We start from the raw sequence: 26247 nt of genomic DNA on the forward strand, positions 1-26247 counted from the left end.
TATCAGAAGATTGTCGACAATATCTATTTATCCTTTGACTGCGTCGCCGGTATTCGTTAGTTTTTGCGGCATTGGCTCACAAGGTGTCGACAATATGCTGGATCAACTCGATCCCCCGGTTTCTACGCAAGACGATACGGAGACGCTTTCCGAGAACGTCTTCCGCCGCATTCAGGCGGCTATCGTCAAAGGCGAGATCGCGCCGGGCAGCAAAATCTCCGAACCGGAACTGGCGCGCACCTACGGCATCAGCCGTGGCCCGTTGCGCGAGGCCATCCACCGGCTGGAAGGCCAGCGCCTGCTGGTGCGCGTGCCGCATGTCGGCGCGCGGGTGGTGTCGCTCAATCACGCCGAACTGGTTGAACTCTACGAAATCCGCGAATCCCTGGAAGGCATGGCCTGTCGCCTGGCCGCCGAGCGCATGAGTCTCGAAGAAATCGATGAGCTGCGTCGAGTCCTGGAAACCCACGAGCGCGATGCGGCGTTCCAGGCAGGTGTCGGCTACTACCAGCAGGAAGGCGATTTCGACTTCCATTACCGAATCATCCAGGGCAGCGGCAACCGCACGCTGACCCAAATGCTCTGTGGCGAGCTGTATCAACTGGTGCGCATGTACCGCATCCAGTTTTCCACCACGCCCAATCGCCCGCACCAGGCGTTCGCCGAGCACCACCGCATTCTCGATGCCATCGCCGACCGTGACGGTGAGCTGGCCGAGTTGTTGATGCGCCGTCACATCGGCGCCTCCAAACGCAACATCGCCCGTCATTACCAGGACGGCGCTAACCCGACAGCCAAACGAGGTGAGTCATGAGTTTGAACAAGAGCACTCCAGGCCAGCGTTTCCGCGATGCGGTCGCCAGCGAGCATCCATTGCAAGTGGTCGGCGCGATCAACGCCAACCACGCGCTGCTGGCCAAGCGCGCCGGTTTCAAGGCGATCTACCTGTCGGGTGGCGGGGTGGCTGCCGGCTCCCTGGGCCTGCCTGACCTGGGCATCACCGGCCTGGATGACGTGCTGACTGACGTGCGCCGTATCACTGACGTCTGCGACCTGCCGCTGTTGGTGGACGTGGACACCGGTTTCGGTTCCTCGGCGTTCAACGTGGCCCGTACCGTGAAGTCGATGATCAAGTTCGGCGCGGCGGCGATTCACATCGAAGACCAGGTTGGCGCCAAGCGCTGCGGCCACCGTCCTAATAAAGAGATCGTGACCCAGCAGGAAATGGTCGACCGCATCAAGGCCGCCGTCGATGCCCGTACCGACGACAGCTTCGTGATCATGGCCCGTACCGACGCCCTGGCGGTGGAAGGTCTGGAATCTGCCCTGGATCGCGCCGCCGCGTGCATCGAGGCGGGCGCCGACATGATCTTCCCGGAAGCCATCACCGAACTGGACATGTACAAGCTGTTCGCCAGTCGTGTGAAAGCGCCGATCCTGGCCAACATCACCGAGTTCGGCGCGACCCCGCTGTACACCACCGAGCAACTCGCCGCTGTCGACGTGTCGCTGGTGCTGTACCCGCTGTCGGCCTTCCGCGCCATGAACAAGGCGGCGGAAAACGTCTACACCGCACTGCGCCGCGATGGCACGCAGGCGAACGTCATCGACACCATGCAGACCCGCATGGAGCTTTACGATCGCATCGACTACCACACCTTCGAGCAGAAGCTCGATGCGTTGTTTGCCGCGAAGAAGTAAACACCGTGTACCTGTAGGAGCGAGCCTGCTCGCGATGGACGTCAACGATAACGCGGGTAGCCTGATGCCCCGCAGTGCAGCGTCCACCATCGCGAGCAAGCTTGCTCCTACAGGAAGCGAGATAAGTTTCTCTGACAAATTCAAGAAAAATTGGAGACAGCACAAATGGCCGAAGCAAAAGTACTCAGTGGCGCCGGGCTCCGTGGCCAGGTTGCCGGGCAAACCGCACTGTCCACCGTGGGCCAGTCGGGTGCCGGTCTGACCTATCGTGGTTATGACGTTCGTGAACTGGCGGCTGACGCACAGTTTGAAGAAGTCGCTTACCTGCTGCTGTACGGCGAACTGCCGAGCAAAGCGCAACTGAACGCCTACATCACCAAGCTGAGCAAGCTGCGTGACCTGCCGCAAGCGCTGAAAGAAGTGCTGGAACGCATCCCCGCCGACGCCCACCCGATGGACGTGATGCGCACTGGCTGCTCGTTCCTGGGTAACCTGGAGCCGGAGAACGATTTCTCCGAGCAACACGACAAGACCGACCGCCTGCTGGCGGCATTCCCGGCGATCATGACCTACTGGTATCGCTTCAGCCACGAAGGCAAGCGCATCGATTGCGTGAGCGACGAGCAGTCCATCGGCGGCCACTTCCTGCACCTGCTGCACGGCAAGAAACCGAGCGAGCTGCACGTCAAGGTGATGAACGTTTCGCTGATCCTCTACGCAGAGCACGAGTTCAACGCATCGACCTTCACCGCACGTGTCTGTGCGTCGACCCTGTCCGACCTGTATTCGTGCATCACTGCGGCCATCGGCTCGCTGCGCGGCCCGCTGCACGGCGGCGCCAACGAAGCGGCGATGGAAATGATCGAGCGTTTCTCTTCGCCGGAAGACGCGATCAAGGGCACCCTCGGCATGCTCGAGCGCAAGGACAAGATCATGGGCTTCGGCCACGCGATCTATAAGGACAACGATCCGCGCAATGAAGTGATCAAGGGCTGGTCGAAAAAACTCGCTGACGAAGTGGGCGACAAGGTGTTGTTCCCAGTGTCCGAAGCCATCGACAAGACCATGTGGGAACAGAAGAAACTGTTCCCGAACGCCGACTTCTACCATGCCTCGGCGTACCACTTCATGGGCATTCCGACCAAGTTGTTCACACCGATTTTCGTTTGCTCGCGCCTGACCGGCTGGGCTGCACACGTGTACGAGCAGCGCGCCAACAACCGCATCATCCGTCCAAGCGCCGAGTACACCGGCGTTGAACAGCGCAAGTTCGTACCAATCGAACAACGCTGAATGGTGGAGGCTACCGCACGGGTTACTGACTGAACCGGGAACTACTGTGGGAGCGGGCTTGCTCGCGAAGACGGACTGACATCCAACATTGATGTTGACTGATACACCGCTTTCGCGAGCAAGCCCGCTCCCACATTTGACCGAGTCCAGTTCAGTACCGGTGCCAGGCCCCGCCTTTTGTAACTACCGTGACCGAGTCCTGACGATGAACACACAATTCCGTAAACCGCTGCCCGGCAGCCACCTGGATTACTTCGATGTCCGCGCAGCGGTCGAGGCGATCCAGCCTGGCGCCTACGACACCCTGCCGTACACCTCCCGTGTGCTGGCGGAAAACCTTGTGCGTCGCTGCGACCCGGCCACGCTCACCGAATCCCTCAAGCAATTCATCGAACGCAAGCGCGACCTCGATTTCCCGTGGTTCCCGGCCCGCGTGGTGTGCCACGACATTCTTGGCCAGACCGCGCTGGTCGACCTCGCCGGCCTGCGTGACGCCATCGCCCTGCAAGGCGGTGACCCTGCGCAAGTCAACCCGGTGGTGCCGACGCAGTTGATCGTCGACCACTCCCTGGCTGTCGAGCGTGGTGGCTTCGATCCGCAGGCGTTCGAAAAGAACCGCGCCATCGAAGACCGTCGCAACGAAGATCGCTTCCACTTCATCAACTGGACCAAGAAGGCGTTCAAGAACGTTGACGTGATCCCGCCGGGCAACGGCATCATGCACCAGATCAACCTGGAGAAAATGTCTCCGGTGATCCAGGTGCGTGACGGCGTGGCGTTCCCCGACACTTGCGTCGGCACCGACAGCCACACTCCGCACGTCGATGCACTGGGCGTGATCGCCATCGGTGTCGGTGGCCTTGAAGCCGAAAGCGTGATGCTCGGCCGCGCATCGTGGATGCGTCTGCCGGAAAGCGTTGGCGTCGAACTGACTGGCAAGTTGCAACCGGGCATCACCGCCACCGACATGGTGCTGGCGCTGACCGAGTTCCTGCGCAAGCAAAAAGTGGTTGGCGCATGGCTGGAGTTCTTCGGCGAAGGCGCATCAAGGCTGACCCTCGGCGACCGCGCGACCATTTCCAACATGGCTCCGGAATACGGCGCCACCGCGGCAATGTTCTACATCGACCAGCAGACCATCGACTACCTCAAGCTCACCGGCCGTGAAGACGAGCAGGTGCAGTTGGTCGAGAACTACGCCAAGCAGGTCGGCCTGTGGGCTGACAGCCTTAAAGGCGCGCAATACGAGCGCGGCCTGACCTTCGACCTGTCCTCGGTCGTGCGCAACATGGCCGGCCCGAGCAACCCGCACGCCCGTGTAGCGGTTTCCGATCTGGCAGCCAAAGGCATTTCCGGCCAATGGGACGATGTGCCGGGCCAAATGCCGGATGGCGCGGTGATCATTGCCGCCATCACCAGCTGCACCAACACCAGCAACCCGCGCAACGTGATCGCCGCCGGCCTGCTGGCGCGCAACGCCAACAAGCTCGGCCTGACCCGCAAGCCATGGGTCAAGTCGTCCCTGGCACCAGGTTCGAAAACCGTGGCGCTGTACCTCGATGAAGCCGGCTTGACCGATGAGCTGGACAAGCTCGGTTTCGGCGTCGTCGCCTTCGCCTGCACCACCTGCAACGGCATGTCCGGCGCACTGGACCCGGTGATCCAGCAAGAGATCATCGACCGCGACCTGTACGCCACTGCGGTGTTGTCCGGCAACCGTAACTTCGACGGCCGGATTCACCCGTACGCCAAGCAGGCCTTCCTCGCATCGCCGCCACTGGTGGTCGCTTACGCCATCGCCGGCACCATCCGTTTCGACATCGAAAAAGACGTGCTGGGCGTGGTCGATGGCAAGGAAATCCGCCTGAAGGACATCTGGCCGAGCGACGAAGAAATCGACGCCGTGGTGAAAGCTTCGGTGAAGCCTGAGCAATTCCGTCAGGTCTACATCCCGATGTTCGCCATCCACGAAGACACCGGTCCGAAAGTCGCGCCGCTGTACGAGTGGCGCGAAATGAGCACCTACATCCGCCGTCCGCCGTACTGGGAAGGTGCGTTGGCCGGAGCACGTCCGCTCAAGGGTATGCGTCCGCTCGCCGTGCTGCCGGACAACATCACCACCGATCACCTGTCGCCGTCCAACGCGATCATGATGGACAGCGCCGCTGGCGAATACCTGGCGAAAATGGGCCTGCCGGAAGAGGACTTCAACTCTTACGCGACGCACCGTGGTGACCACCTGACCGCGCAGCGCGCGACCTTCGCCAACCCGAAACTGTTCAACGAAATGGTTCAGGAAAACGGCAAGGTCAAGCAGGGTTCGCTGGCCCGTGTCGAGCCGGAAGGCAAAGTGATGCGCATGTGGGAAGCGATCGAGACCTACATGGATCGCAAGCAGCCGCTGATCATCATCGCAGGTGCCGATTACGGTCAGGGTTCGTCCCGCGACTGGGCGGCCAAGGGCGTGCGCCTGGCGGGTGTGGAAGCGATTGCCGCCGAAGGTTTCGAGCGCATTCACCGCACCAACCTGGTGGGCATGGGCGTGTTGCCGCTGGAATTCAAAGCGGGCACCAACCGCCATACCCTGGCCATCGACGGCAGCGAAACCTACGACGTGATTGGCGAGCGCACCCCGCGTGCCGAGCTGACACTGGTGATCCATCGCAAGAACGGCGAACGCGTCGATGTGCCGGTGACCTGCCGCCTCGACACCGCCGAAGAAGTGTCGATCTACGAGGCCGGCGGCGTGTTGCAACGCTTCGCCCAGGACTTCCTCGAAGAATCGGCGGTCGCCGTCTAACACACGCTTTGCAGACACGGGACCTTGAGTCCCGTGTCTGTTTTCAGATCAGGAGTAAGCAGCACCATGGCTCACGCAGCTCAGATCAAGATTCCCGCGACCTACATGCGCGGCGGCACCAGTAAAGGTGTGTTTTTCAGCCTGAAGGATTTGCCTGAAGCCGCACAGGTCCCAGGCCCGGCCCGCGACGCGTTGCTGCTGCGCGTGATCGGCAGCCCCGATCCGTATGACAAGCAAATCGACGGCATGGGCGGCGCGACCTCCAGCACCAGCAAAACCGTGATCCTGTCGAAAAGCATCAAGGCCGATCACGACGTTGATTACCTGTTCGGTCAAGTCTCCATCGACAAGCCATTCGTGGACTGGAGCGGCAACTGCGGCAACCTGTCGGCGGCCGTCGGTTCGTTCGCGGTCAGCAACGGTCTGGTCGACGCCAGCCGCATCCCGCACAACGGCGTGGCCGTGGTTCGCGTGTGGCAGGCCAATATCGGCAAGACCATCATCGCCCACGTGCCGATCACCAATGGTGAAGTGCAGGAGACCGGTGATTTCGAACTCGACGGCGTGACCTTCCCGGCCGCAGAGGTGCAGATCGAGTTTCTCGATCCGGCGGCGGAAGAAGAGGGTGGCGGCGGTTCGATGTTCCCTACCGGAAACCTGGTGGATGACCTGGAAGTACCCGGCGTCGGGACCTTCAAGGCGACCATGATCAACGCTGGCATCCCGACAATTTTTATCAATGCCGAAGACATTGGCTACAAGGGCACCGAGTTACAGGGCGCGATCAACGGCGACCCGAAAGCCTTGCAGATGTTCGAAACCATTCGTGCTTATGGCGCACTGCGCATGGGCCTGATTGCCAACGTCGACGAAGCGGCCAAGCGCCAACACACGCCGAAAGTCGCCTTCGTGGCCAAGCCGGCGGACTACGTTTCGTCCAGCGGCAAAGCCGTTGCGGCAGGCGATGTCGACCTGCTGGTGCGTGCGCTGTCCATGGGCAAGCTGCACCACGCGATGATGGGCACGGCGGCAGTCGCAATCGGCACGGCGGCAGCGATCACCGGCACTCTGGTTAACCTCGCAGCGGGTGGCACCGAACGCAACGCAGTGCGCTTCGGCCACCCGTCCGGCACCTTGCGCGTCGGCGCCGAGGCCAGCCAGGTCAACGGCGAATGGACCGTGAACAAGGCGATCATGAGTCGCAGTGCGCGGGTGTTGATGGAAGGGTTTGTGCGGGTGCCGGGGGATTCGTTCTGACTCCGCACTGAATCAATGTGGGAGCGGGCTTGCTCGCGAAAGCGGTGTGTCAGGCAATCTTGATGTCGACTGACACTCCGCCTTCGCGAGCAAGCCCGCTCCCACAGTTGATCTTCGGTGAACACGGTATTTGTGTGCGACACAAATCCAGTGTGGGAGCGAGCTTGCCCGCGAAGGCGCCAGGTCAGACGCCGCAGAACTATTTGAAACGCCGCTCCACACCTTTCTCCACGAGTATCTTCGCGGAGATTTCTTCCACGGAGAAATGCGTGGAATTGATGTTCGGAATGTTTTCGCGGCGGAACAGGTTCTCCACCTCGCGCACTTCGAACTCGCACTGGGCGTAGCTCGAATAGCGGCTGTTGGGCTTGCGCTCGTTGCGGATCGCGGTGAGGCGGTCCGGGTCGATGGTCAGGCCGAACAGTTTGTGCTGGTGGGCGCGCAGGGCGGGCGGCAGTTGCAGACGCTCCATGTCGTCTTCGGTCAGCGGGTAGTTGGCTGCGCGGATACCGAATTGCATCGCCATGTACAGGCACGTCGGCGTCTTACCACATCGCGACACGCCCACTAGTATCAGGTCGGCCTTGTCGTAATAGTGCGTGCGGGCACCGTCGTCGTTGTCGAGGGCGAAGTTAACGGCCTCGATACGCTCCATGTAATTGGTATTGGCACCGATGGAATGGGATTTGCCCACGGTGTAGGAAGAATGCTCGGTCAGTTCCTGTTCAAGCGGTGCCAGGAACGTCGAGAAAATGTCGATCATGAAACCATTCGAGGTAGCGAGAATCTCACGAATGTCCTGATTGACGATGGTGTCGAAGATAATCGGACGGAAGCCGTCGGTTTCGGCGGCTTTGTTGATTTGTTGTACCATGGCCCGCGCTTTGTCCACGTTGTCGATGTACGGCCGCGTGACTTTGCTGAAGGTAATGTTTTCGAACTGCGCCAGAAGGCTTTGACCCAGGGTTTCGGCGGTAATGCCGGTACCATCGGAGATAAAGAAAGCAGATCGTTTCATTTGCACCTTGGGCCTTAAGCTAGTGACGAATCTTGGATATGATAGGCGCGATTTGCCGGCCGCCAATGGCCCGCATTCTCACTTATTTTCCAGGTCCAGGCCATATAGCCGGCAAATGCTCACTTAAGCAGCCGGTTTCTGAGCTTATCCAACACAGTTAGTGGAGAGATCACCTTGGTAGAGTACGTAGTTTCCCTCGACAAGCTCGGCAAAGACGACGTTGAGCACGTGGGGGGCAAGAACGCATCCCTGGGCGAGATGATCAGCAACCTTGCAGGTGCCGGTGTATCGGTGCCCGGTGGCTTCGCCACGACCGCTCAGGCGTATCGTGATTTCCTGGAACTGAGCGGCCTGAATCAGCAGATTCACGACGCGCTCGATGCTCTCGACGTCGATGACGTGAATGCCCTGGCCAAGACCGGTGCCCAGATCCGTCAGTGGATCATGGAAGCCGAGTTCCCTGAAAAATTGAATGCCGAAATCCGTACCGCGTTCGCCGCGCTGTCCGCCGGCAACCCTGACGTGGCCGTGGCCGTGCGTTCTTCCGCCACCGCCGAAGACTTGCCGGACGCTTCCTTCGCCGGCCAGCAGGAAACCTTCCTGAACATCCGTGGTGTCGAAAACGTCATTCGCGCGGCCAAAGAGGTGTTCGCCTCTCTGTTCAACGACCGCGCCATTTCCTATCGCGTGCACCAGGGCTTCGACCACAAGTTGGTTGCCCTGTCCGCTGGCGTGCAGCGCATGGTCCGTTCGGAAACCGGCACTGCCGGCGTGATGTTCACCCTCGATACCGAATCGGGTTTCCGTGACGTGGTGTTCATCACCGGCGCCTACGGCCTGGGTGAAACCGTCGTACAAGGCGCGGTGAACCCGGATGAGTTCTACGTCCACAAAGGCACGCTGGCCGCCGGTCGGCCTGCGATCCTGCGCCGCAACCTGGGCAGCAAGGCCATCAAGATGATCTACGGCGACGAGGCCAAGGCCGGTCGTTCGGTCAAGACCGTCGATGTGGACAAGGCTGAGCGCGCACGTTTCTGCCTGACCGACGCTGAAGTCAGCGAGCTGGCCAAGCAGGCGATGATCATCGAGAAGCACTACAAGTGCCCGATGGACATCGAGTGGGCCAAGGACGGTGACGACGGCAAGCTGTACATCGTTCAGGCCCGTCCGGAAACCGTGAAGAGCCGCACCCAGGCCAACGTCATGGAACGTTACCTGTTGAAAGAGACCGGCACCGTGCTGGTGGAAGGTCGCGCTATCGGCCAGCGCATCGGCGCCGGCAAGGTGCGCATCATCAAGGACGTGTCCGAGATGGACAAGGTCCAGCCAGGCGACGTACTGGTTTCCGACATGACCGACCCGGACTGGGAACCGGTCATGAAACGCGCCAGCGCCATCGTCACCAACCGTGGCGGCCGTACCTGCCACGCGGCGATCATCGCCCGTGAACTGGGTATTCCAGCGGTAGTAGGTTGCGGCAACGCCACCCAGCTGTTGAAAGACGGCCAGGGCGTGACCGTTTCCTGCGCTGAAGGCGACACCGGTTTCATCTTCGAAGGCGAACTGGGCTTCGATATCAAGAAAAACTCCGTCGACGCCATGCCGGACCTGCCGTTCAAGATCATGATGAACGTCGGCAACCCGGACCGCGCCTTTGACTTCGCGCAACTGCCGAACGCCGGTGTGGGCCTGGCCCGCCTGGAGTTCATCATCAACCGCATGATCGGCGTGCACCCTAAGGCACTGCTGAACTACGACGGCTTGCCGCTGGAAATCAAGGAAAGCGTCGACAAGCGCATTGCCGGTTACGACGATCCTGTCGGTTTCTACGTCGAGAAACTCGTCGAAGGCATCAGCACCCTGGCTGCAGCGTTCTGGCCGAAAAAGGTCATCGTGCGTCTGTCGGACTTCAAGTCCAACGAATACGCCAACCTGATCGGCGGCAAGCTCTACGAGCCGGAAGAAGAAAACCCGATGCTGGGCTTCCGCGGTGCGTCGCGCTACATCAGCGAATCGTTCCGTGATTGCTTCGAACTCGAATGCCGCGCCCTCAAGCGTGTGCGCAACGAGATGGGCCTGACCAACGTTGAAATCATGGTGCCGTTCGTCCGTACCCTGGGCGAAGCGAGCCAGGTGGTCGACCTGCTGGCAGAAAACGGCCTGGCCCGTGGCCAGAACGGCCTGCGCGTGATCATGATGTGCGAACTGCCGTCCAACGCCATCCTGGCGGAAGAATTCCTGGAATTCTTCGACGGTTTCTCCATCGGCTCCAACGACCTGACTCAGCTGACCCTGGGCCTGGACCGTGACTCCGGGATCATCGCGCACCTGTTCGATGAGCGTAATCCGGCGGTCAAGAAGCTGCTGGCCAACGCCATTGCCGCCTGCAACAAGGCCGGCAAATACATCGGCATCTGCGGCCAGGGTCCTTCGGACCACCCGGACCTGGCCAAATGGCTGATGGAACAGGGTATCGAAAGTGTTTCGTTGAACCCGGACTCCGTACTGGAAACCTGGTTCTTCCTGGCAGAAGGTCAAGCTTCGGCCTGATCCTGTAAAAACGGACCGCTCCCCCTGCAGGAGCGAGCCCGCTCGCGATGGACGTCAACGATAACGCGTTTATTCTGCATAAACGCGGTGTCCTGAAGTGCTTCGCGAGCAAGCTCGCTCCTACAGGGGAGTGGTCTTTTTGAGATTCAAGCAGGGCGGGCTCCATCTGGATGCCGCCCTTTTTTGTGCAAGAGATTATGCAAAGCAGCAGCAACCTATTTCCTGTCGCCCTGATCAGCGCCGAACGGCGCGGCGATCTGAGCGAAGATGTGTATCGTTTGAAACCCGGCAACAGCCCCGACTTCACCGTCGAGTTGGCGGTGACGCGTCTCGGCATGGCCGATGAGTCGTCTTCCCGTGGCGTGCCGGTGATCCTGCTGCACGGCAGCTTCTCCAATCGCCGGTTCTGGTTTTCTCCCAAGGGCTTGGGGTTGGGCGCTTATCTGGCCCGCCTGGGGTTCGATGTCTGGATTCCGGAAATGCGCGGTCACGGCTTGTCCCAGCGTAACCACGACTACCGCAAGAACCGCGTGGCCGACTACGCTCGCTATGACCTGCCGGCCATTGGCGCGTTCGTGCGTGAGCAGAGCGGGCAGGTTCCGCACTGGATCGGTCACTCGCTGGGCGGTATTACATTGGCGGCGGCGCTGGGTGGCGAGTACATCGGTGAGCCGGTGGTGGCCTCGGCGGCGTTTTTCGGTACCCAGGTCAGTCGCACCTACTGGCCTTTGAAGATTCCGCCGGTGGAGTGGGGCGGTCGCTTCATTCTCAAGCGGTTTGCCCAGTTGTCCGGCTCAAGGCTCAAGCGCGGCCCGGAGGACGAGCCAATCGGCCTGGCCCTGGAAAGCATGCGCTGGTTCGGTCTGTTCGGGCGATTTGGCGATGCCGATAAAAACTGGTGGGCCGGTTTGGCCGAGGTCAAGTTGCCGGTGCTTGCCGTGAGCGCGGCGGGTGATCATCAGGATCCTGCGTGGGCGTGCCGCAAACTGTTCGAGCAGTTCGGTTCCGAGCACAAGCAATTCATCAATCTGGGGCGCGAGCAGGGCTTCGGCGACAATTTCGGTCACGTTGAAATGCTCGTCAGCAAGCCTGCCCAGGCCGAAGTCTGGCCGCTGGTGACCCGCTGGCTGGCGGATCAACAGGCATCACTGTTGGGCGATCAACGGGATTTGGCCGCGGCGGTTTGAGCCTGATGCTCTAACAAGGGCATTTCGCTCTGATCAGCTTGCGGCTAAGATATGACGCATTGAGCTGTTCCGGTCATTTTGCGTGACCGAGTCATCACTGATGTTCGTGCTGTCTTCCTCTTTACAGGAGTTTCTCGATGATCCATTACCTCACGCCTGACCTGTGCGATGCCTATCCGGAACTGGTGCAGGTGCTGGAACCGATGTTCAGCAATTTCGGCGGCCGTGATTCCTTCGGTGGCGAAATCGTGACCATCAAGTGCTTCGAAGACAACTCGCTGGTCAAGGAGCAAGTCGAGCTCAAGGGCGATGGCAAGGTTCTGGTGGTCGATGGCGGTGGTTCCCTGCGCCGCGCGCTGCTGGGTGACATGCTCGCCGAGAAAGCGGCCAAAAATGGCTGGGAAGGCCTGGTGATCTACGGTTGCATCCGTGACGTCGACGTCATCGCGCAAACCGACCTGGGGGTTCAGGCGCTGGCCAGCCACCCGATGAAAACCGACAAGCGCGGTATCGGCGATCTCAACGTTGCCGTGACCTTCGCTGGCGTGACCTTCCATCCGGGTCATTACATCTATGCGGACAACAACGGCGTGATCATCTCGCCAAGCCCGCTGAAAATGCCTGAATAAAGCGCTGGCCGACTAAAGGAGTGCGGATGTTCGAGGAAGAAAACGCGCAATGGGGGCTGGTGCATGCCCTGGTGCTTGACGGTAGAGGCGGCGCGCGTTCGATTGCCCGGACTGAACTTGACGACTTGCAACTGCAGGCCCATGAAAGCCTGTGGTTGCACTGGGATCGCAGTCATCCGCAAACCCACACCTGGTTACGCAAATCCAGCGGTCTGAGCGAATTCAGCTGTGACCTCCTGCTCGAAGAAAACACCCGTCCGCGGCTTTTACAGCTTTCGGACAGCGAACTGCTGCTATTTTTGCGTGGGGTAAACCTTAATCCGGGTGCCGAGCCTGAGGACATGGTGTCGGTACGGATCTTCGGTTCCGCACAGCGTGTCATTTCCCTGCGTTTGCGTCCGTTGCGCGCCACTGAAGAACTGCTGGTGCAACTGGCCGATGGCAAAGGGCCGAAAACCGCCTCCGAACTCATTCTTTGCATGGCGCAGTACCTCACCAACAAGGTGCAGGATCTGGTCAGCTGTCTCTCGGAAGTGGTCGATGAGGAAGAAGAAAAGCTGGATGCCGACGAACGGTATACTCCTGAGCACGGATCGGTTTTGCAGATTCGTCGCCGGGCGGCTGCGTTGAAGCGCTTTCTTGCTCCGCAGCGGGACATTTTCGGGCAGCTGACGCGGATCAAGTTGCCCTGGTTCGTCGAGGACGATGGGGATTACTGGAACGAATTGAACAACAGCCTGACCCGTTATCTCGAAGAGCTGGAATTGACCCGGGAGCGGGTGGGGCTGGTCCTGGAAGCTGAAGACCGTCGCTTGAGCGTGCGCATGAATCGCACGATGTATCGCTTCGGGATCATCACCGGGATATTTTTGCCGATGAGTTTTCTGACCGGGCTTTTGGGGATAAACGTCGGTGGAATTCCGTTCTCTGCCAGCCCTTATGGCTTTCTGATCGCCTGCCTGATGATGGTCTCGGTGGCGCTGGGGCAGTGGTGGTTGTTCCGACGTTTGCGCTGGGTCTGAGGGCAACCATGTGACCCGACCAAAACTGACCGCGTCTCCCACAGACATCACGAGAGGTGCGTATGCACGATCCGTTTGAACAGTCTTTACGCGATATGCTCAATGCCTCGCCGTCCACCCGGGACGACGATGCGTGCCTGGGGCGTGTACTGAAAACCGCCAACCGCCAGGTCGGCGCAGGTGATTTGTTCAGCCTGCTGGGGCGTTGGTTGCCCGCACTGATGATTGCCCTTAATAACGGATCGGCCCATGTCGCGCCGGTATCCCGTCTTCGTAAATCCGCTGCCCGCACTGCTGATAAGGCTGATTGAATATGGAACTTGATCTCTGGACTCAGAGCCTCGTCACTGCAATGACTGCGTTGTGGACCAAGGTTGCGAACTTCATTCCGAACCTGTTCGGCGCACTGGTTGTGCTGCTGTTGGGTTTTGTCGTGGCCAAACTGCTGGACACCTTGCTCTCCAAACTGCTCGCCAAATTGGGCCTCGACCGCTTGATGGGCGGCACTGGCCTGACCAAGCTGATGTCCCGCGCTGGATTGCAAGTTCCTATCTCGACCCTGATCGGCAAGATCGTCTATTGGTTCGTTCTGCTTATTTTTCTGGTTTCTGCCGCAGAATCCCTTGGACTTGAGCGAGTATCAGCTACGCTGGATATGCTTGCGTTGTATTTGCCGAAGGTATTTGGCGCCGCGCTGGTGTTGCTGGTGGGTGTTTTGCTGGCGCAACTGGCCAATGGGCTGGTGCGCGGGGCGGCAGAAGGCGTAGGTCTGGACTATGCTTCGGGACTTGGACGAATTGCCCAGGGCCTGGTGATCATCATCAGTATTTCGGTGGCGATCAGCCAGTTGGAGGTCAAGACTGACCTGCTGAACCATGTGATCGTGATCGTGTTGATAACCGTTGGTCTGGCGGTAGCGCTGGCGATGGGTTTGGGAAGCCGGGAAATTGCCGGCCAGATTCTTGCGGGAATCTACGTGCGTGAGCTGTACCAGGTTGGGCAACAAGTGCGTGTTGGCGAGGTCGAAGGCCAGATCGAAGAGATCGGCACGGTTAAAACCACATTGCTGACCGATGAGGGTGAGCTAGTCTCTCTTTCCAATCGGATCCTCCTTGAGCAGCATGTGAGTAGCCGCTAACCCGGCAAACCCTGCTAATGTATGCCGCCGCAAAACGCCTGCTGACGCTGGCTGCGGCGGACATTGACCTGACTGTCGGCCCGACTTGTTTTGAATAAAGCCCAATCGCTATCCATGCGCTACGACCCCCGCGAGCTCTCTGATGAGGAGTTGGTCGCGCGCTCGCATTCCGAGCTGTTTCACGTAACACGCGCCTATGAAGAACTGATGCGGCGTTACCAGCGGACATTATTTAATGTGTGTGCAAGATATCTCGGGAACGATCGTGATGCAGACGATGTCTGTCAGGAGGTCATGTTGAAGGTGCTGTATGGCCTGAAGAACTTCGAGGGGAAATCGAAGTTCAAGACATGGCTATATAGCATCACGTACAACGAGTGCATCACGCAGTATCGGAAGGAACGGCGAAAGCGTCGCTTGATGGACGCATTGAGTCTTGACCCCCTCGAGGAAGCGTCCGAAGAAAAGACGCCGAAACCTGAGGAAAAAGGTGGACTTGATCGCTGGCTGGTGTATGTGAATCCGATCGACCGGGAGATTCTGGTGCTACGATTTGTCGCAGAGCTGGAGTTTCAGGAGATCGCAGACATCATGCATATGGGTTTGAGTGCAACAAAAATGCGGTACAAACGCGCTCTAGATAAATTGCGTGAGAAATTTGCAGGCATTGCTGAAACTTAGTTCAGCGCAAATATCTCTTACGTGTAGGCAAGTTCTGTTAGACTTGCCGCCGAGTTGTCCCCCGGTTTGCGGGACTGCTTCACAATCACCAGATGGGGATTTAACGGATGAAACTGAAAAACACCTTGGGCTTGGCCATTGGTACTCTTATTGCCGCTACTTCGTTCGGCGCATTGGCACAAGGCCAAGGCGCAGTTGAAGGCGAGCTCAACTACGGGAAGAAGTACAACGACAGCGTTAAGAACGTTGAAGACGGCTACACTCCTGGCGCCTCCATCGGTTACTTCTTGACCGACGACGTATCGTTGAACTTGACCTACAACAATGACGACCACACCCGTTCGAACAACGGTACTGGCCATCAGAAAATCGAGGGCGACCAGTTCGGTCTGAACGCTCAGTACCACTTCAACAACGCTGGCGACGCTCTGCGTCCTTACGTTCAAGGTGGTGTTAAGCACGGCAGCATGACCAACGTAGCCGCTGACGGCCACACCGGTCGTGACCAGTCGACTTTCCTGACTGCAGGCGCTGGCCTGAAGTACTACTTCCTGGAAAACGTCTACGCTCGTGCTGGCGTTGAAGCTGACTACAAGCTGGACAACGGCAAGTGGGACTACATCCCGTCCGTAGGCCTGGGTGTTAACTTCGGTGGCGGCAACAAGCCTGTTGCTGCAGCTCCAGCTCCAGAAGTTTGCTCCGACAGCGACAACGATGGCGTTTGCGACAACGTTGACAAGTGCCCGGACACCCCAGCCAACGTAACTGTTGACGCTGATGGCTGCCCAGCTGTTGCTGAAGTCGTACGTGTAGAGCTGGACGTGAAGTTCGACTTCGACAAGTCGGTAGTCAAGCCAAACAGCTACGGCGACATCAAGAACCTGGCTGACTTCATGAAGCAGTACCCATCCACCACCACTACTGTTGAAGGTCACACTGACTCCGTCGGTCCTGACGCTTACAACCAGAAACTGTCCGAGCGTCGTGCAAACGCCGTTAAACAAGTTCTGACCAACCAGTACGGTGTTGAATCGTCCCGCGTTCAGTCTGTTGGCTACGGCGAATCCCGCCCAGTTGCCGACAACAAAACTGACGCTGGCCGCGCTGTTAACCGTCGCGTAGAAGCGCAGGTTGAAGCTCAAGCTAAGTAATTAGCTCGCCGCTCTGAGAAAAGCCCGGCTTAGGCCGGGCTTTTCTTTGTCTGCGATTTGGTGAAACAGGTGAAGCTACGCTGACTGATCTGCCGCCATCACAGGCAAATCACACTCCCACAGGGATTGAGTTGCGCAGGCCGCTACCGCGCCGATCACCAGGATGGCAGGGCTTTTCAGCTGAAATCTGCAGGCAGCTTCGTCCATCGCTGTGAGAGTACTCCGACATTCCCGCTGATGAGGCAAGGACGCGTTTTCAATCATGGCCACGGGTGTGTCCGTTGCCATGCCGCCAGCCAATAGCTGTTCGCGGATTTCACCGAGCTTGGCCACTCCCATGTAAATCACCAGCGTCGTTCCGCCTTGGGCCAGCGCCTGCCAGTTCAACTGGCTGTCGTCCTGGGTGTGTGCGGTGACCAGGGTCACGCCGCGGGCCACACCGCGCAAGGTCAGCGGGATATCACATTGCGTTGCCCCCGCCAGTCCGGCAGTGATGCCATTGACCAACTCGGCTTCGACTCCACGCTCACGCAACCACTGCGCCTCTTCACCTCCACGGCCGAAAATGCACGGATCGCCACCCTTGAGCCGCGCCACGCATTTACCCTGGCGGGCATAACGAAGCATCAGGCGATGGATGAACGCTTGCGGGGTGGAGCGGCAGCCACCACGCTTGCCCACCGGGATGATCCGCGCCCGAGGGCAATGCTCGAGTACCGCGACATTGACCAGGTCATCGATCAACACCACATCGGCTTCGCGCAAGGCGCGTACCGCTTTCAACGTGAGCAACTCCGGATCACCCGGGCCCGCACCTACCAGCCAGACTTTTGCACTCATAGTGTTTTCCTCACGAGAAGACGGTGATTGGCCGCGCCGTGGCAGCCAGCAAGCGTTTGATTTCCGGAACGCAGGACCCGCATTGCGTGCCGCAACCCAGTTCTTGCTTGAGTCCCTGCAAGTCCAGGCCACGACTGATGCCGGCGCAGATCGCGTTTTGGCCGACGTTCTTGCAATTGCACAGGATCTTGTTCGCGTTGACGGGCGCGTCGAGATTGCCCGGTGGTGCGCTCAGCGGCGCAAGCAGCCAGCGCCGCAGTTGCTGGTCCGCGCGACCTTCAAGCCACAGCCCCTGCAACCAGTGTTGGGCAAGGGTTTCACCGGCCAGTCGAATGGCAGTGATCCGGCCATTTTCGATCCGCACGCGCTTGCCAATGGCTCGGCGAGGGTCGTCGTAAGCCAGCACCGGGCCGTCATCGAGCGCCAGGCTTTTATCGATTTCGCTTAGCAGCTCTGCCGACGGTGCTGAAGCATTGGCCGCCCGTACCAGCAGAGCAGGGCGCTCACGGCCAACCAGGCTAAGGCTGACGTAGGAAAACGCCTCGCAGAGCGGTCGTAGCGTCTCGAAATGCCGTTGAACATCGCCCTCGATCAGTGCGAACAGTTTCCAGGGCAAATCGACCGGATCCAGGCGAACGCCGCTGTGTTTGAGTTCGGGCTGTTTCGACAAAGGATCGAATGCGGACAAGGTGAGGCTGTTCACTCCGCCCTTGAGAAAGCGATCGCCCCAATGCATCGGCAAAAAGGCCTGGCCAGGACGCACGCTGTCATCGCTGGCGACCGCAACGATGACCGCACCGCGCCGGCTTTTCAGGCTGACCAGATCCCCAGGCTGCAAGCGATGGCGGCGCAGTTCGTCCGGGTGCAGGCTCACCTGCGCTTCACCGACATGACCGAACAGCTGCGCGGCGGTGCCGGTGCGGCTCATGCCGTGCCATTGATCGCGCAGGCGGCCGGTGATCAGGGTCAGCGGGAAGCGTGCATCGCGTTGCTCTTTGGCGGCGTGGTATGGGTCGGCCACGAACTGCGCGCGACCATTGGCAGTGGCAAATACCCCGTCGACGTAAAGGCGTGCCATGCCCTCTACGGCTCCGGCAGGGAAGGGCCACTGCTGCGGACCGAGACGATCGATCAACGCATGGCTGATACCGGACAGGTCCAGATCACGTCCGCGAGTCAGCAGTTTGTATTCGTCAAAGACCTGGGCGGGATTATCAAAATCAAACAGGCTGGTTTGGCCGGGGCGCAGATATTTTTCCAGGCGTTGTGCGAAATCTACCGTAATTGTCCAGTCCGGCCGCGCCTCACCCGGTGCGACGATTGCCTGGCGTACGTGGGAAATGCGCCGTTCGGAGTTGGTGACGCAACCTTCCTTTTCCCCCCAGCTGGCGGCGGGCAGCAGTAGGTCGGCGAACTTCGCGGTTTCAGTGGTGCGAAAGGCTTCCTGCAACACCACGAAGGGGCAGGCCTGCAGCGCTTCGCGCACTGTCGTCTGGTCCGGCATGGATTGCGCGGGGTTGGTGCAGGCAATCCACAATGCCTTGATCTTGCCGCTGCGCACTTGCTCGAACAGCTCGATCGCGGTGAGCCCGGGATTTTCCGGCAGTTGTTCGACGCCCCAGTAGGACGCCACTTGTGCACGGTGCTGCGCATTGGTCGCATCGCGATGGCCGGGCAGCAGGTTGGACAAACTGCCGGTTTCCCGCCCACCCATGGCATTTGGCTGACCGGTGAGGGAGAAAGGTCCGGCACCGGGACGACCGATCTGCCCGGTGGCCAAGTGCAGATTGATCAAGGCACTGTTTTTCGCGCTGCCGGCGGTGGACTGGTTCAAGCCCATGCACCACAGCGACAGAAAGCTGGGTGAAGTGCCGATCCACTCGGCGCACTGCTGCAATTGCCCGACGCTGATGCCGCAGAGCTGCGAAACCATTTGCGGCGTGTAGTCACGCACCAGGCTTTTCAGCTCGGCCAGGCCTTGAGTGTGGTCCCGGATGAAGTCACGATCGATCCAGTCTTCCCACAGCAGCAGATGCAAAATCCCATGGAACAAGGCGACATCGGTGCCCGGCAAAATCGCCAGGTGCAGGTCAGCCAGATCGCAAGTGTCTGTACGACGCGGGTCAATGACGATGACCTTCATCTGCGGCCGATGGGACTTGGCTTCTTCCAGCCGCCGGAACAGCACCGGATGGGCGTAGGCCATGTTGCTGCCGACGATCATCACGCAATCGCTCAATTCCAGGTCTTCGTAGCTGCAGGGCGGCGCGTCGGCACCCAGGCTGCGCTTGTAGCCGACCACCGCCGAGGACATGCACAGGCGCGAATTGCTGTCGATGTTGTTGGTGCCTACCAAGGCACGTGCCAGCTTGTTGAAGGCGTAGTAGTCCTCGGTCAACAGTTGCCCGGAAATGTAGAACGCTACGCTGTCCGGCCCATGTTCGGCAATGGTCGCGGCAAACACGCTGGTGGCGTGATCGAGGGCGGTATCCCAGTCGGTGCGGTGGCGGGCCAGGCCTTTGCCGAGGCGCAGTTCGGGGTACAGCGCCCGCGCCGTCAAGTCGCCGGTCAGGTGCAGGGTCGAACCCTTGCTGCACAGTTTGCCGAAATTGGCCGGGTGCGTCGGGTCGCCGCTGACGCCGAGGATGCGTGAACCGTCGTGCTCGATCAGCACGCCGCAGCCGACCCCGCAGTAACAGCAGGTGGACGCAGTGATCTGGCGGTCCATCATCCTGCATCCCGCAGGGCCAGCATCACCCGGCCATTTTCCACCCGGGCCGGATGGTGGTGGGCGCAGCCGATGTCCGGGGCCAGGGCTTCGCCGTTTTGCAGGTCGATTTGCCAGTTGTGCAACGGGCAGGCCACCCGCTTGCCGTAGACCAGACCTTGGGACAACGGGCCACCCTTGTGCGGGCAGCGGTCGTCAAGGGCGAACACTTCGTCGTCGCTGGTACGAAAAATCGCGATGTCTCCCTTTGGCCCGGCGATGATCCGCGAGCCCAGGGCGTTGATCTCTTCCAGTGCGCAGATATCCAGCCAGTTCATGCCAGCACCTCCAGGTTTTTCACGGGGATGACGTCGAATTCTTTTTTCAGCTGGGGCTGTTCCAGGCGCTCCTTCCACGGGTCCTGTTCGAACGACAGGGAGAATTGCAGGCGATCGTTGAGTACCTTGCGACGCTCCGGGTCCTCAAGCACGGCTTTCTTGATGTGTTCCATGCCGACCCGTTGCAGGTAGTGCACGGTGCGTTCGAGGTAGAAGGCTTCTTCGCGATAGAGCTGCAGGAATGCACCGTTGTATTCGCGGACTTCTTCGGCGGTTTTCAGTTTGACGAAGAATTCCGCGACTTCGGTCTTGATCCCGCCGTTGCCACCGATGTACATCTCCCAGCCGGAGTCCACGCCGATAATTCCCACATCCTTGATGCCGGCTTCCGAGCAATTGCGCGGGCAACCGGAGACAGCCAGTTTCACCTTGTGCGGTGACCACATGTTGAACAGGTCATGTTCCAGTTCGATGCCCAGTTGTGTGGAGTTCTGCGTGCCAAAGCGGCAGAACTCGCTGCCGACGCAGGTTTTCACGGTGCGAATGGATTTGCCGTAGGCGTGGCCGGACGGCATGTCCAGGTCTTTCCATACCCCCGGCAGGTCTTGCTTGCGGATGCCCAGCAAGTCGATGCGCTGGCCACCGGTGACCTTGACCATCGGCACGTTGTATTTGTCGGCAACGTCGGCAATGCGCCGCAGTTCCGAAGGATTGGTCACGCCGCCCCACATCCGCGGGACTACAGAGTAGGTGCCGTCTTTCTGAATGTTGGCGTGAGCCCTTTCGTTGATCAGGCGCGATTGCGGATCGTCCCTGGCTTCCCCGGGCCAGGTGGAAATCAGGTAGTAGTTGAGCGCCGGGCGGCAGGTGGCGCAGCCGTTGGGGGTGCGCCAGTTCAGGTAGCTCATGGTGCCGGCGATGGTCAGCAGGTGCTGCTCGCGGATGGCCTGGCGGATTTGCCCGTGGTTGAGGTCGCTGCAGCCGCAGATGGCCTTTTCGCTTTTCGGTTTGACGTCCGCCGCACCGCCCACGGTGTTGATCAGGATCTGTTCGACGAGGCCGGCGCAGGAGCCGCAGGAGCTGGCAGCCTTGGTGTGTTTCTTGACGTCGTCGACACTGAACAGCCCGTGTTCCTGAATGGCCTTGACGATGGTGCCCTTGCACACGCCGTTGCAGCCGCAGACTTCGGCCGTGTCGGCCATGCTCATGGCTTTGTCCTGGCCTTGGTGTCCTACGTCTCCGAGGGCGCCTTCGCCGAACATCAGATGATCGCGGATCTCGCCGATGGCGTGATTCTCACGGATCTGCCGGAAATACCAGCCGCCGTCTGCCGTATCGCCGTACAGGCAGGCGCCGACCAGCACGTCATCCTTGATCACCAGTTTCTTGTAGACCCCGCCAATCGGGTCCGAGAGGGTGATGGTCTCGGTACCTTCGCCGCCCATGAAGTCGCCGGCGGAAAACAGGTCGATGCCGGTGACCTTCAGCTTGGTCGAGGTCACCGAGCCCTTGTAGGTGGCAAAACCCAGTTGGGCGAGGTGGTTGGCGCAGACCTTGGCCTGTTCGAACAACGGCGCCACCAAGCCATAGGCAATGCCGCGATGGCTGGCGCACTCGCCGATGGCATAGATCCGTGGGTCGTAGGTCTGCATTGTGTCGTTGACCAGAATCCCGCGGCTGCACGGAAGACCGGATTTCTCCGCCAGTGCGGTATTGGGGCGAATGCCAGCGGCCATCACTACCAGGTCGGCGGGGATGATGTCGCCGTTCTTGAATTGCACCGAACCGACCCGGCCGTTGCCCGCGTCGTGCAAGGCCTGGGTCTGCTCGCTCAGGCGAAAGTGCAGGCCGCGAGACTCCAGGGCGGTTTGCAGTAGCTGGCCGCTGGTCTTGTCCAGTTGCCGCTCCAGCAACCACTCGCCGATATGCACCACGGTGACGTGCATGCCCCGCAGCATCAGGCCGTTGGCGGCCTCCAGGCCGAGCAGGCCGCCCCCGATCACCACGGCGTGCCGATGGGTTTTCGCGGTGTCGATCATGGCCTGGGTGTCGGCGATGTCGCGGTAGCCGATCACGCCCTCAAGGGTGTTGCCGGGAATGGGCAGGATGAAGGGCGTCGAGCCGGTGGCGATCAGCAGGCGATCGTATTCGGCTGCGCTGCCGTCTTCGGCAATGACCCGGCGCTTGACCCGGTCGATCTCCACCACTTTGCGGTTGAGCAGCAGCTTGATGTTGTTTTCCAGGTACCAGTCCAGGTCGTTGAGCACGATCTCTTCGAAGGTTTGTTCGCCCGCCAGCACCGGCGACAACAGGATGCGGTTGTAGTTGGTGTGGGGTTCGGCACCGAAGACCGTGATGTCGTACAGCTCTGTGCTCAGCTTGAGCAGCTCTTCCAGGGTCCGGACCCCGGCCATGCCGTTGCCGATCATCACCAGTTTTAATTTTTTCATCAGGTTCTCCGGGGAGCTCAGGCCGGCCTCATCAGGGTTCAGGCCATGCTCGACAAATTTTGCGCAAACAAAAAAAGGCGTCCCGCTAGTTGCCTAGCGAGGACGCCTTTGTCCTGGTCCCGTTCTCTCGGGAAGTGCAGCCTTCGTCGTTGAAGCCCGCGCTTTATGTCTGTTGCAAGAGGTAATGCAGCGGTTGTGCCAAGTCGCTCAGGTCCCTTGTTTGTTGGCTTTTATCCCGTTCGCAAGGGCAGAACCGTGAGGGAACGCACCGATTCAAAGCGCGTTGCCCGCTAATGGAGCGCAACCACCAGCAGCACAAGGTTGAGCAGCAACGAAACCAGCGCCAAGGTCCGCCAGACTTTCAGCGGCTCGCGCTCCAGCAACGGCTTGGGGCGCACACTCAAGCTGCGCCGTTCGCCCTGTTCGATCAGCAGCAACCATTCTTCCGCCGTTTCGAAACGCTGGTCGGGGGCCGCTGCCACGGCGCGCTCCAGGCTATGGGCGATCCAGTCCGGCAGGTCGGGCCGGTAGCGGCTGGCGTTGACCGGGAGACCAAACCTCGGGCGCTGGAACGCTTCGATTTCGCCATAGGGATAGTGCCCGGTGAGGAGGAAATACAGGGTCACACCGACGGCGTACAAGTCCTGGCGTGGTGTCGGCATTTCTCCGCGAAAGGCTTCGGGGGCGATGTAGCTCGGTGTGCCCGGCAGTGCCCAGGGCAGGTCTTGCGAGAGACCGGGGCAGTAGGCGAGGCCGAAATCCAGCAGGCGCAACTCACCATCGTCCCCCAGCAGCAGGTTCTCCGGTTTGATATCGCGATGCAGGATCTGCCGTCGGTGCAACAGACCGACCGCCCGCAGCAAGCGTTCAGCGATGTCTTGCCAATGGGGCAGCGGCAACGGTCCGCTTTGCTCATGCTGTTGCGCCAGGGTAGCGCCCGAATATTCACGCATCACGTAGTACAAATGCTGACGCTGACTGGCGGCATGGACTTCAGGAAAATGTCGACCGGCCACGCGTTTGAGAAACCACTCTTCCGACAGTAACGCTTGCCCGGCCTGGTGATCGTCGTGCAGGCGCCCCGGCAGGGTTTTCAGCAGCCAGGGCTGTTGCTGACTGTCGCGCACGCGATAAAGCAGCGATTGCTGGCTCTGCGTGACGATCCCCTCGACCTGCCAGCCTTCGAACGCCTGACCCGGCTTCAGGGCTGGCGGCAATGGCCATTGCTGCAAGTGCATCAACGCATCGCCAATGCTCGCTTCACCCAGGGCATCAACCCGCACCAGCAAGGCACTGGCGTTGTCCTGGCTGCCTGCCAGGTGCGCGGCATTGACCAGGGTTTGCGCGGCGCTGTGCAAGTCCGGTTGATCCCGCAGGATCGCGGCAATCGCGGTATCGCCCAGGACCGCCCAGACGCCGTCGCTGAGCAGGACGAAGCTTTCATCGGGGCGCAACTCGCCGTCGAGAAAATCCAGCACCAAATGTTGATCGAGACCCAGCGCCCGTTTCAGCACATGCTGCATGCCCGGCTGGTCCCAGACGTGATCTTCGCTGATTCGCTGCAATCGATCGGCGTGCCAGCGATACACCCGACAATCGCCGACATGCGCCAGGGTAAAACGTCGGCCGCGCAGGACCAGCGCACTGAGGGTGGTCAGCAGTGGTTGGCCGCCGCCATTGGCCTGCAACCAGCGGTTCTGCGCCAGCAACAGGCGATCGAGTGCCTGCGCGACGCCCCAGGTTTCCGGCGTGGCGTAGTAATCCAGCGCCAGGGCCTGCAGCGTCGAGCGGGCCGCCAGGCCGCCATCGGCGCACTGGCTGACACCGTCGGCGATGGCGAACAGATAACCTTTGCTCGCCGCCAGCGCCGGGGCCGGCGTGACCAGGCGCAGGGCATCCTGGTTTTCCTCGCGCGGACCGATGGCGCTGGCTTCGGCGAAACTCAGTTGCAGGCTCATCGAGGCGTCAGACCCGCGCAGCCGTCACGGCGGCCGAACCCCAGGTGGTCCGCCAGCGACGTTTTACACCGTGCAGACCGAACCAGGCCAGTACGCCGAGGCTGGCGAACAACCACAGCGCCAGTTGATAGTTGCCGGTGCTTTGCTTGATCGCGCCCATGCCGGCCGCGAGGGCAAACCCGCCGATGCCGCCGGCCATGCCGATCAGGCCGGTCATCACGCCGATTTCCCGGCGAAAGCGCTGCGGCACCAATTGGAATACCGCGCCATTGCCTGCCCCCAGACCGAGCATGGTGCAGACGAAAAGTGCCAGGGCTGCGTAGGAATTCGGCAGGTTGAAACCGACCGCGGTAATGCAGATCGCCGCGACGGTGTACATCGCCAGCAGGGTCCGAATGCCGCCGAACCGGTCGGCCAGGGCGCCACCCAGGGGACGCATCAGGCTGCCGCCGAACACGCAGGCGGCGGTGTAGTAGCCGGCAGTCACCGGGCTCAAGCCGTACTGGTCGTTGAAGTAACCGGGCAGGGCGCTGGCCAGGCCGATGAAACCGCCGAACGTCACGCTGTAGAAAAACATGAACCACCAGCTGTCACGATCGCCCAGGGCCTTGAAGTAGTCGGCCATGGATTTGGCTTTTGGCCGCTCGGGGGCATTACGGGCCAGCCAGGCGAAGACGACCAGGGTCAGGATCAACGGAATCAGGGCGAAGCCGAACACGTTGCTCCAGCCAAACGCCGCCGCCAGCACCGGGGCGATCAAGGCGGCGAGCACCGTGCCCGAGTTCCCCGCGCCGGCGATGCCCATGGCCTTGCCTTGATGCTGCGGTGGATACCACTGCGAGGCCAGGGGTAGGGCGACGGCGAACGAAGCGCCGGCCATGCCGAGGAACAGACCCAACAGCAATGCTTGCTCGTAGCTGTGGATCCCGAGTTTCCAGGCGCCGAATAGCGCACAGATGACGATGACCTGACCGATCAGGCCGGCGGTTTTCGGCGACAGCCGATCAGCCAGCATCCCCATCACGAAGCGCAACACCGCCCCGGCGAGAATCGGCGTGGCGACCACCAGCCCGCGTTGCTGCGTCGTCAGGTGCAGGTCGGCGGCGATCTGTACCGCCAAGGGGCCGAGCAGATACCAGACCATGAAGCTCAGGTCGAAATAGAGGAAGGCTGCGAACAAAGTGGGGGTATGGCCGGATTTCCAGAAGCTTGAATTCATCGCGCACCTCAGCTGTGAAGAGTCTCGGAAGGAGTCATGAGCTTGCAGGTGGGGCGCCGCTACGGCCGCACCACCGGCCCCGTGCTGTGGGGCCAAAACGAAAAAACGCCGCTACCCGATTCGCCAGGGGCAAATGAGGTGAGCGACGTCTTTGTCGTAGGTGGGGCAACCGCCGTTGGTTACCTGTGGTGATTACTTAGCGAGATCTGTGCCAACACTCGAAATCGAGTCGCTGCCATTCGCGAGCAAGCCCGCTCCCACATTCGACCGCGATCAAATGTGGGAGCGGGCTTGCTCGCGAAGGCGAT

General features: G+C 60.4%; 20 protein-coding genes. 13 read left to right on the top strand and 7 right to left on the bottom strand.

Annotated features, from left to right (window positions below; translation table 11 throughout):
- The first annotated feature begins 94 nt into the window (after window positions 1-94).
- The 5 genes from QMK54_RS09100 to prpF all read left to right on the top strand — a co-directional run bounded on the left by QMK54_RS09100 (window position 95) and on the right by prpF (window position 7051).
- On the top strand, window positions 95-814 hold the full coding sequence (locus QMK54_RS09100) for a GntR family transcriptional regulator (RefSeq protein WP_320402377.1): 720 nt from the start codon (window positions 95-97) through the stop codon (window positions 812-814).
- Window positions 811-1701, top strand: a complete 891-nt coding sequence (gene prpB, locus QMK54_RS09105; RefSeq protein WP_007971535.1) for a methylisocitrate lyase — start codon at window positions 811-813, stop codon at window positions 1699-1701. The genes QMK54_RS09100 and prpB overlap by 4 nt, the downstream gene beginning before the upstream one ends.
- 165 nt (window positions 1702-1866) lie before the next feature.
- Complete coding sequence (prpC, locus tag QMK54_RS09110) at window positions 1867-2994, top strand: 2-methylcitrate synthase (RefSeq protein WP_320402378.1); 1128 nt, start codon at window positions 1867-1869, stop codon at window positions 2992-2994.
- A gap of 205 nt (window positions 2995-3199) precedes the next feature.
- Window positions 3200-5794 (top strand): Fe/S-dependent 2-methylisocitrate dehydratase AcnD, encoded by a 2595-nt coding sequence (gene acnD, locus QMK54_RS09115; protein WP_110658864.1) that lies wholly within the window; start codon window positions 3200-3202, stop codon window positions 5792-5794.
- A gap of 66 nt (window positions 5795-5860) precedes the next feature.
- Window positions 5861-7051 carry a 2-methylaconitate cis-trans isomerase PrpF gene (gene prpF / locus QMK54_RS09120; RefSeq protein WP_110658866.1) on the top strand — a complete coding sequence of 397 codons (1191 nt, stop codon included), beginning with the start codon at window positions 5861-5863 and terminating at the stop codon, window positions 7049-7051.
- Between the two features lie 199 nt (window positions 7052-7250).
- Here prpF and QMK54_RS09125 read toward each other — a convergent pair whose 3' ends face one another.
- On the bottom strand, window positions 7251-8069 hold the full coding sequence (locus QMK54_RS09125; protein WP_223588231.1) for a pyruvate, water dikinase regulatory protein: 819 nt from the start codon (window positions 8067-8069) through the stop codon (window positions 7251-7253).
- 174 nt (window positions 8070-8243) lie between these two features.
- Between QMK54_RS09125 and ppsA the strand changes: the two genes are divergently transcribed.
- The 8 genes from ppsA (at window position 8244) to QMK54_RS09165 (ending at window position 16427) form a co-directional block, all read left to right on the top strand.
- Window positions 8244-10619 carry a phosphoenolpyruvate synthase gene (gene ppsA, locus QMK54_RS09130; protein ID WP_110658868.1) on the top strand — a complete coding sequence of 792 codons (2376 nt, stop codon included), beginning with the start codon at window positions 8244-8246 and terminating at the stop codon, window positions 10617-10619.
- A 197-nt stretch (window positions 10620-10816) separates the two neighbouring features.
- Entirely contained in the window at window positions 10817-11806 is a 990-nt protein-coding gene (locus QMK54_RS09135) for an alpha/beta fold hydrolase (RefSeq protein WP_110658869.1), read from the top strand.
- Window positions 11807-11946: 140 nt separating this feature from the next.
- Window positions 11947-12435, top strand: coding sequence for a ribonuclease E activity regulator RraA (rraA, locus tag QMK54_RS09140; RefSeq protein WP_172435379.1), 489 nt, complete (start codon window positions 11947-11949; stop codon window positions 12433-12435).
- 26 nt (window positions 12436-12461) lie between these two features.
- Window positions 12462-13457, top strand: a complete 996-nt coding sequence (locus QMK54_RS09145) for a zinc transporter ZntB (RefSeq protein ID WP_110658871.1) — start codon at window positions 12462-12464, stop codon at window positions 13455-13457.
- A gap of 62 nt (window positions 13458-13519) precedes the next feature.
- Window positions 13520-13768, top strand: coding sequence for a CrfX protein (locus tag QMK54_RS09150; RefSeq protein WP_103394917.1), 249 nt, complete (start codon window positions 13520-13522; stop codon window positions 13766-13768).
- Window positions 13769-13770: 2 nt separating this feature from the next.
- Window positions 13771-14595: a mechanosensitive ion channel family protein gene (locus tag QMK54_RS09155; protein WP_007916401.1), complete on the top strand. Its 825-nt coding sequence runs from the start codon at window positions 13771-13773 to the stop codon at window positions 14593-14595.
- Window positions 14596-14685: 90 nt separating this feature from the next.
- Window positions 14686-15276: an RNA polymerase sigma factor SigX gene (gene sigX / locus QMK54_RS09160; protein ID WP_095945166.1), complete on the top strand. Its 591-nt coding sequence runs from the start codon at window positions 14686-14688 to the stop codon at window positions 15274-15276.
- Between the two features lie 107 nt (window positions 15277-15383).
- Window positions 15384-16427, top strand: coding sequence for an OmpA family protein (locus tag QMK54_RS09165; protein WP_110658873.1), 1044 nt, complete (start codon window positions 15384-15386; stop codon window positions 16425-16427).
- A 75-nt stretch (window positions 16428-16502) separates the two neighbouring features.
- Here QMK54_RS09165 and cobA read toward each other — a convergent pair whose 3' ends face one another.
- From cobA to QMK54_RS09195, 6 genes are all read right to left on the bottom strand, one after another.
- Complete coding sequence (gene cobA / locus QMK54_RS09170; RefSeq protein ID WP_110658875.1) at window positions 16503-17267, bottom strand: uroporphyrinogen-III C-methyltransferase; 765 nt, start codon at window positions 17265-17267, stop codon at window positions 16503-16505.
- Between the two features lie 10 nt (window positions 17268-17277).
- Window positions 17278-19995, bottom strand: a complete 2718-nt coding sequence (locus tag QMK54_RS09175; RefSeq protein WP_320402899.1) for a molybdopterin-dependent oxidoreductase — start codon at window positions 19993-19995, stop codon at window positions 17278-17280.
- Window positions 19995-20312, bottom strand: coding sequence for a nitrite reductase small subunit NirD (gene nirD, locus QMK54_RS09180; RefSeq protein WP_110658879.1), 318 nt, complete (start codon window positions 20310-20312; stop codon window positions 19995-19997). The genes QMK54_RS09175 and nirD overlap by 1 nt, the downstream gene beginning before the upstream one ends.
- Window positions 20309-22762, bottom strand: coding sequence for a nitrite reductase large subunit NirB (nirB, locus tag QMK54_RS09185; RefSeq protein WP_320402379.1), 2454 nt, complete (start codon window positions 22760-22762; stop codon window positions 20309-20311). The genes nirD and nirB overlap by 4 nt, the downstream gene beginning before the upstream one ends.
- A 290-nt stretch (window positions 22763-23052) precedes the next feature.
- Window positions 23053-24720, bottom strand: coding sequence for a bifunctional protein-serine/threonine kinase/phosphatase (locus QMK54_RS09190; protein ID WP_223588236.1), 1668 nt, complete (start codon window positions 24718-24720; stop codon window positions 23053-23055).
- A 7-nt stretch (window positions 24721-24727) separates the two neighbouring features.
- A complete protein-coding gene (locus tag QMK54_RS09195) occupies window positions 24728-25939 on the bottom strand; it encodes a nitrate/nitrite transporter (protein ID WP_110662960.1) in 1212 nt (403 codons plus the stop codon).
- Between the last annotated feature and the right edge of the window lie 308 nt (window positions 25940-26247).

It is taken from the genome of Pseudomonas sp. P5_109, assembly GCF_034009455.1.
Classification (GTDB): domain Bacteria; phylum Pseudomonadota; class Gammaproteobacteria; order Pseudomonadales; family Pseudomonadaceae; genus Aquipseudomonas.

Bases quoted from the DNA above. Each gene is read 5' to 3' on its own strand.
- QMK54_RS09100 (WP_320402377.1), top strand. From the start codon at position 95: ATGCTGGATCAACTCGATCCCCCGGTTTCTACGCAAGACGATACGGAG.
- prpB (WP_007971535.1), top strand. From the start codon at position 811: ATGAGTTTGAACAAGAGCACTCCAGGCCAGCGTTTCCGCGATGCGGTC.
- prpC (WP_320402378.1), top strand. From the start codon at position 1,867: ATGGCCGAAGCAAAAGTACTCAGTGGCGCCGGGCTCCGTGGCCAGGTT.
- acnD (WP_110658864.1), top strand. From the start codon at position 3,200: ATGAACACACAATTCCGTAAACCGCTGCCCGGCAGCCACCTGGATTAC.
- prpF (WP_110658866.1), top strand. From the start codon at position 5,861: ATGGCTCACGCAGCTCAGATCAAGATTCCCGCGACCTACATGCGCGGC.
- QMK54_RS09125 (WP_223588231.1), bottom strand. From the start codon at position 8,069: ATGAAACGATCTGCTTTCTTTATCTCCGATGGTACCGGCATTACCGCC.
- QMK54_RS09135 (WP_110658869.1), top strand. From the start codon at position 10,817: ATGCAAAGCAGCAGCAACCTATTTCCTGTCGCCCTGATCAGCGCCGAA.
- QMK54_RS09145 (WP_110658871.1), top strand. From the start codon at position 12,462: ATGTTCGAGGAAGAAAACGCGCAATGGGGGCTGGTGCATGCCCTGGTG.
- QMK54_RS09150 (WP_103394917.1), top strand. From the start codon at position 13,520: ATGCACGATCCGTTTGAACAGTCTTTACGCGATATGCTCAATGCCTCG.
- QMK54_RS09155 (WP_007916401.1), top strand. From the start codon at position 13,771: ATGGAACTTGATCTCTGGACTCAGAGCCTCGTCACTGCAATGACTGCG.
- QMK54_RS09165 (WP_110658873.1), top strand. From the start codon at position 15,384: ATGAAACTGAAAAACACCTTGGGCTTGGCCATTGGTACTCTTATTGCC.
- cobA (WP_110658875.1), bottom strand. From the start codon at position 17,267: ATGAGTGCAAAAGTCTGGCTGGTAGGTGCGGGCCCGGGTGATCCGGAG.
- QMK54_RS09175 (WP_320402899.1), bottom strand. From the start codon at position 19,995: ATGGACCGCCAGATCACTGCGTCCACCTGCTGTTACTGCGGGGTCGGC.
- nirD (WP_110658879.1), bottom strand. From the start codon at position 20,312: ATGAACTGGCTGGATATCTGCGCACTGGAAGAGATCAACGCCCTGGGC.
- nirB (WP_320402379.1), bottom strand. From the start codon at position 22,762: ATGAAAAAATTAAAACTGGTGATGATCGGCAACGGCATGGCCGGGGTC.
- QMK54_RS09190 (WP_223588236.1), bottom strand. From the start codon at position 24,720: ATGAGCCTGCAACTGAGTTTCGCCGAAGCCAGCGCCATCGGTCCGCGC.
- QMK54_RS09195 (WP_110662960.1), bottom strand. From the start codon at position 25,939: ATGAATTCAAGCTTCTGGAAATCCGGCCATACCCCCACTTTGTTCGCA.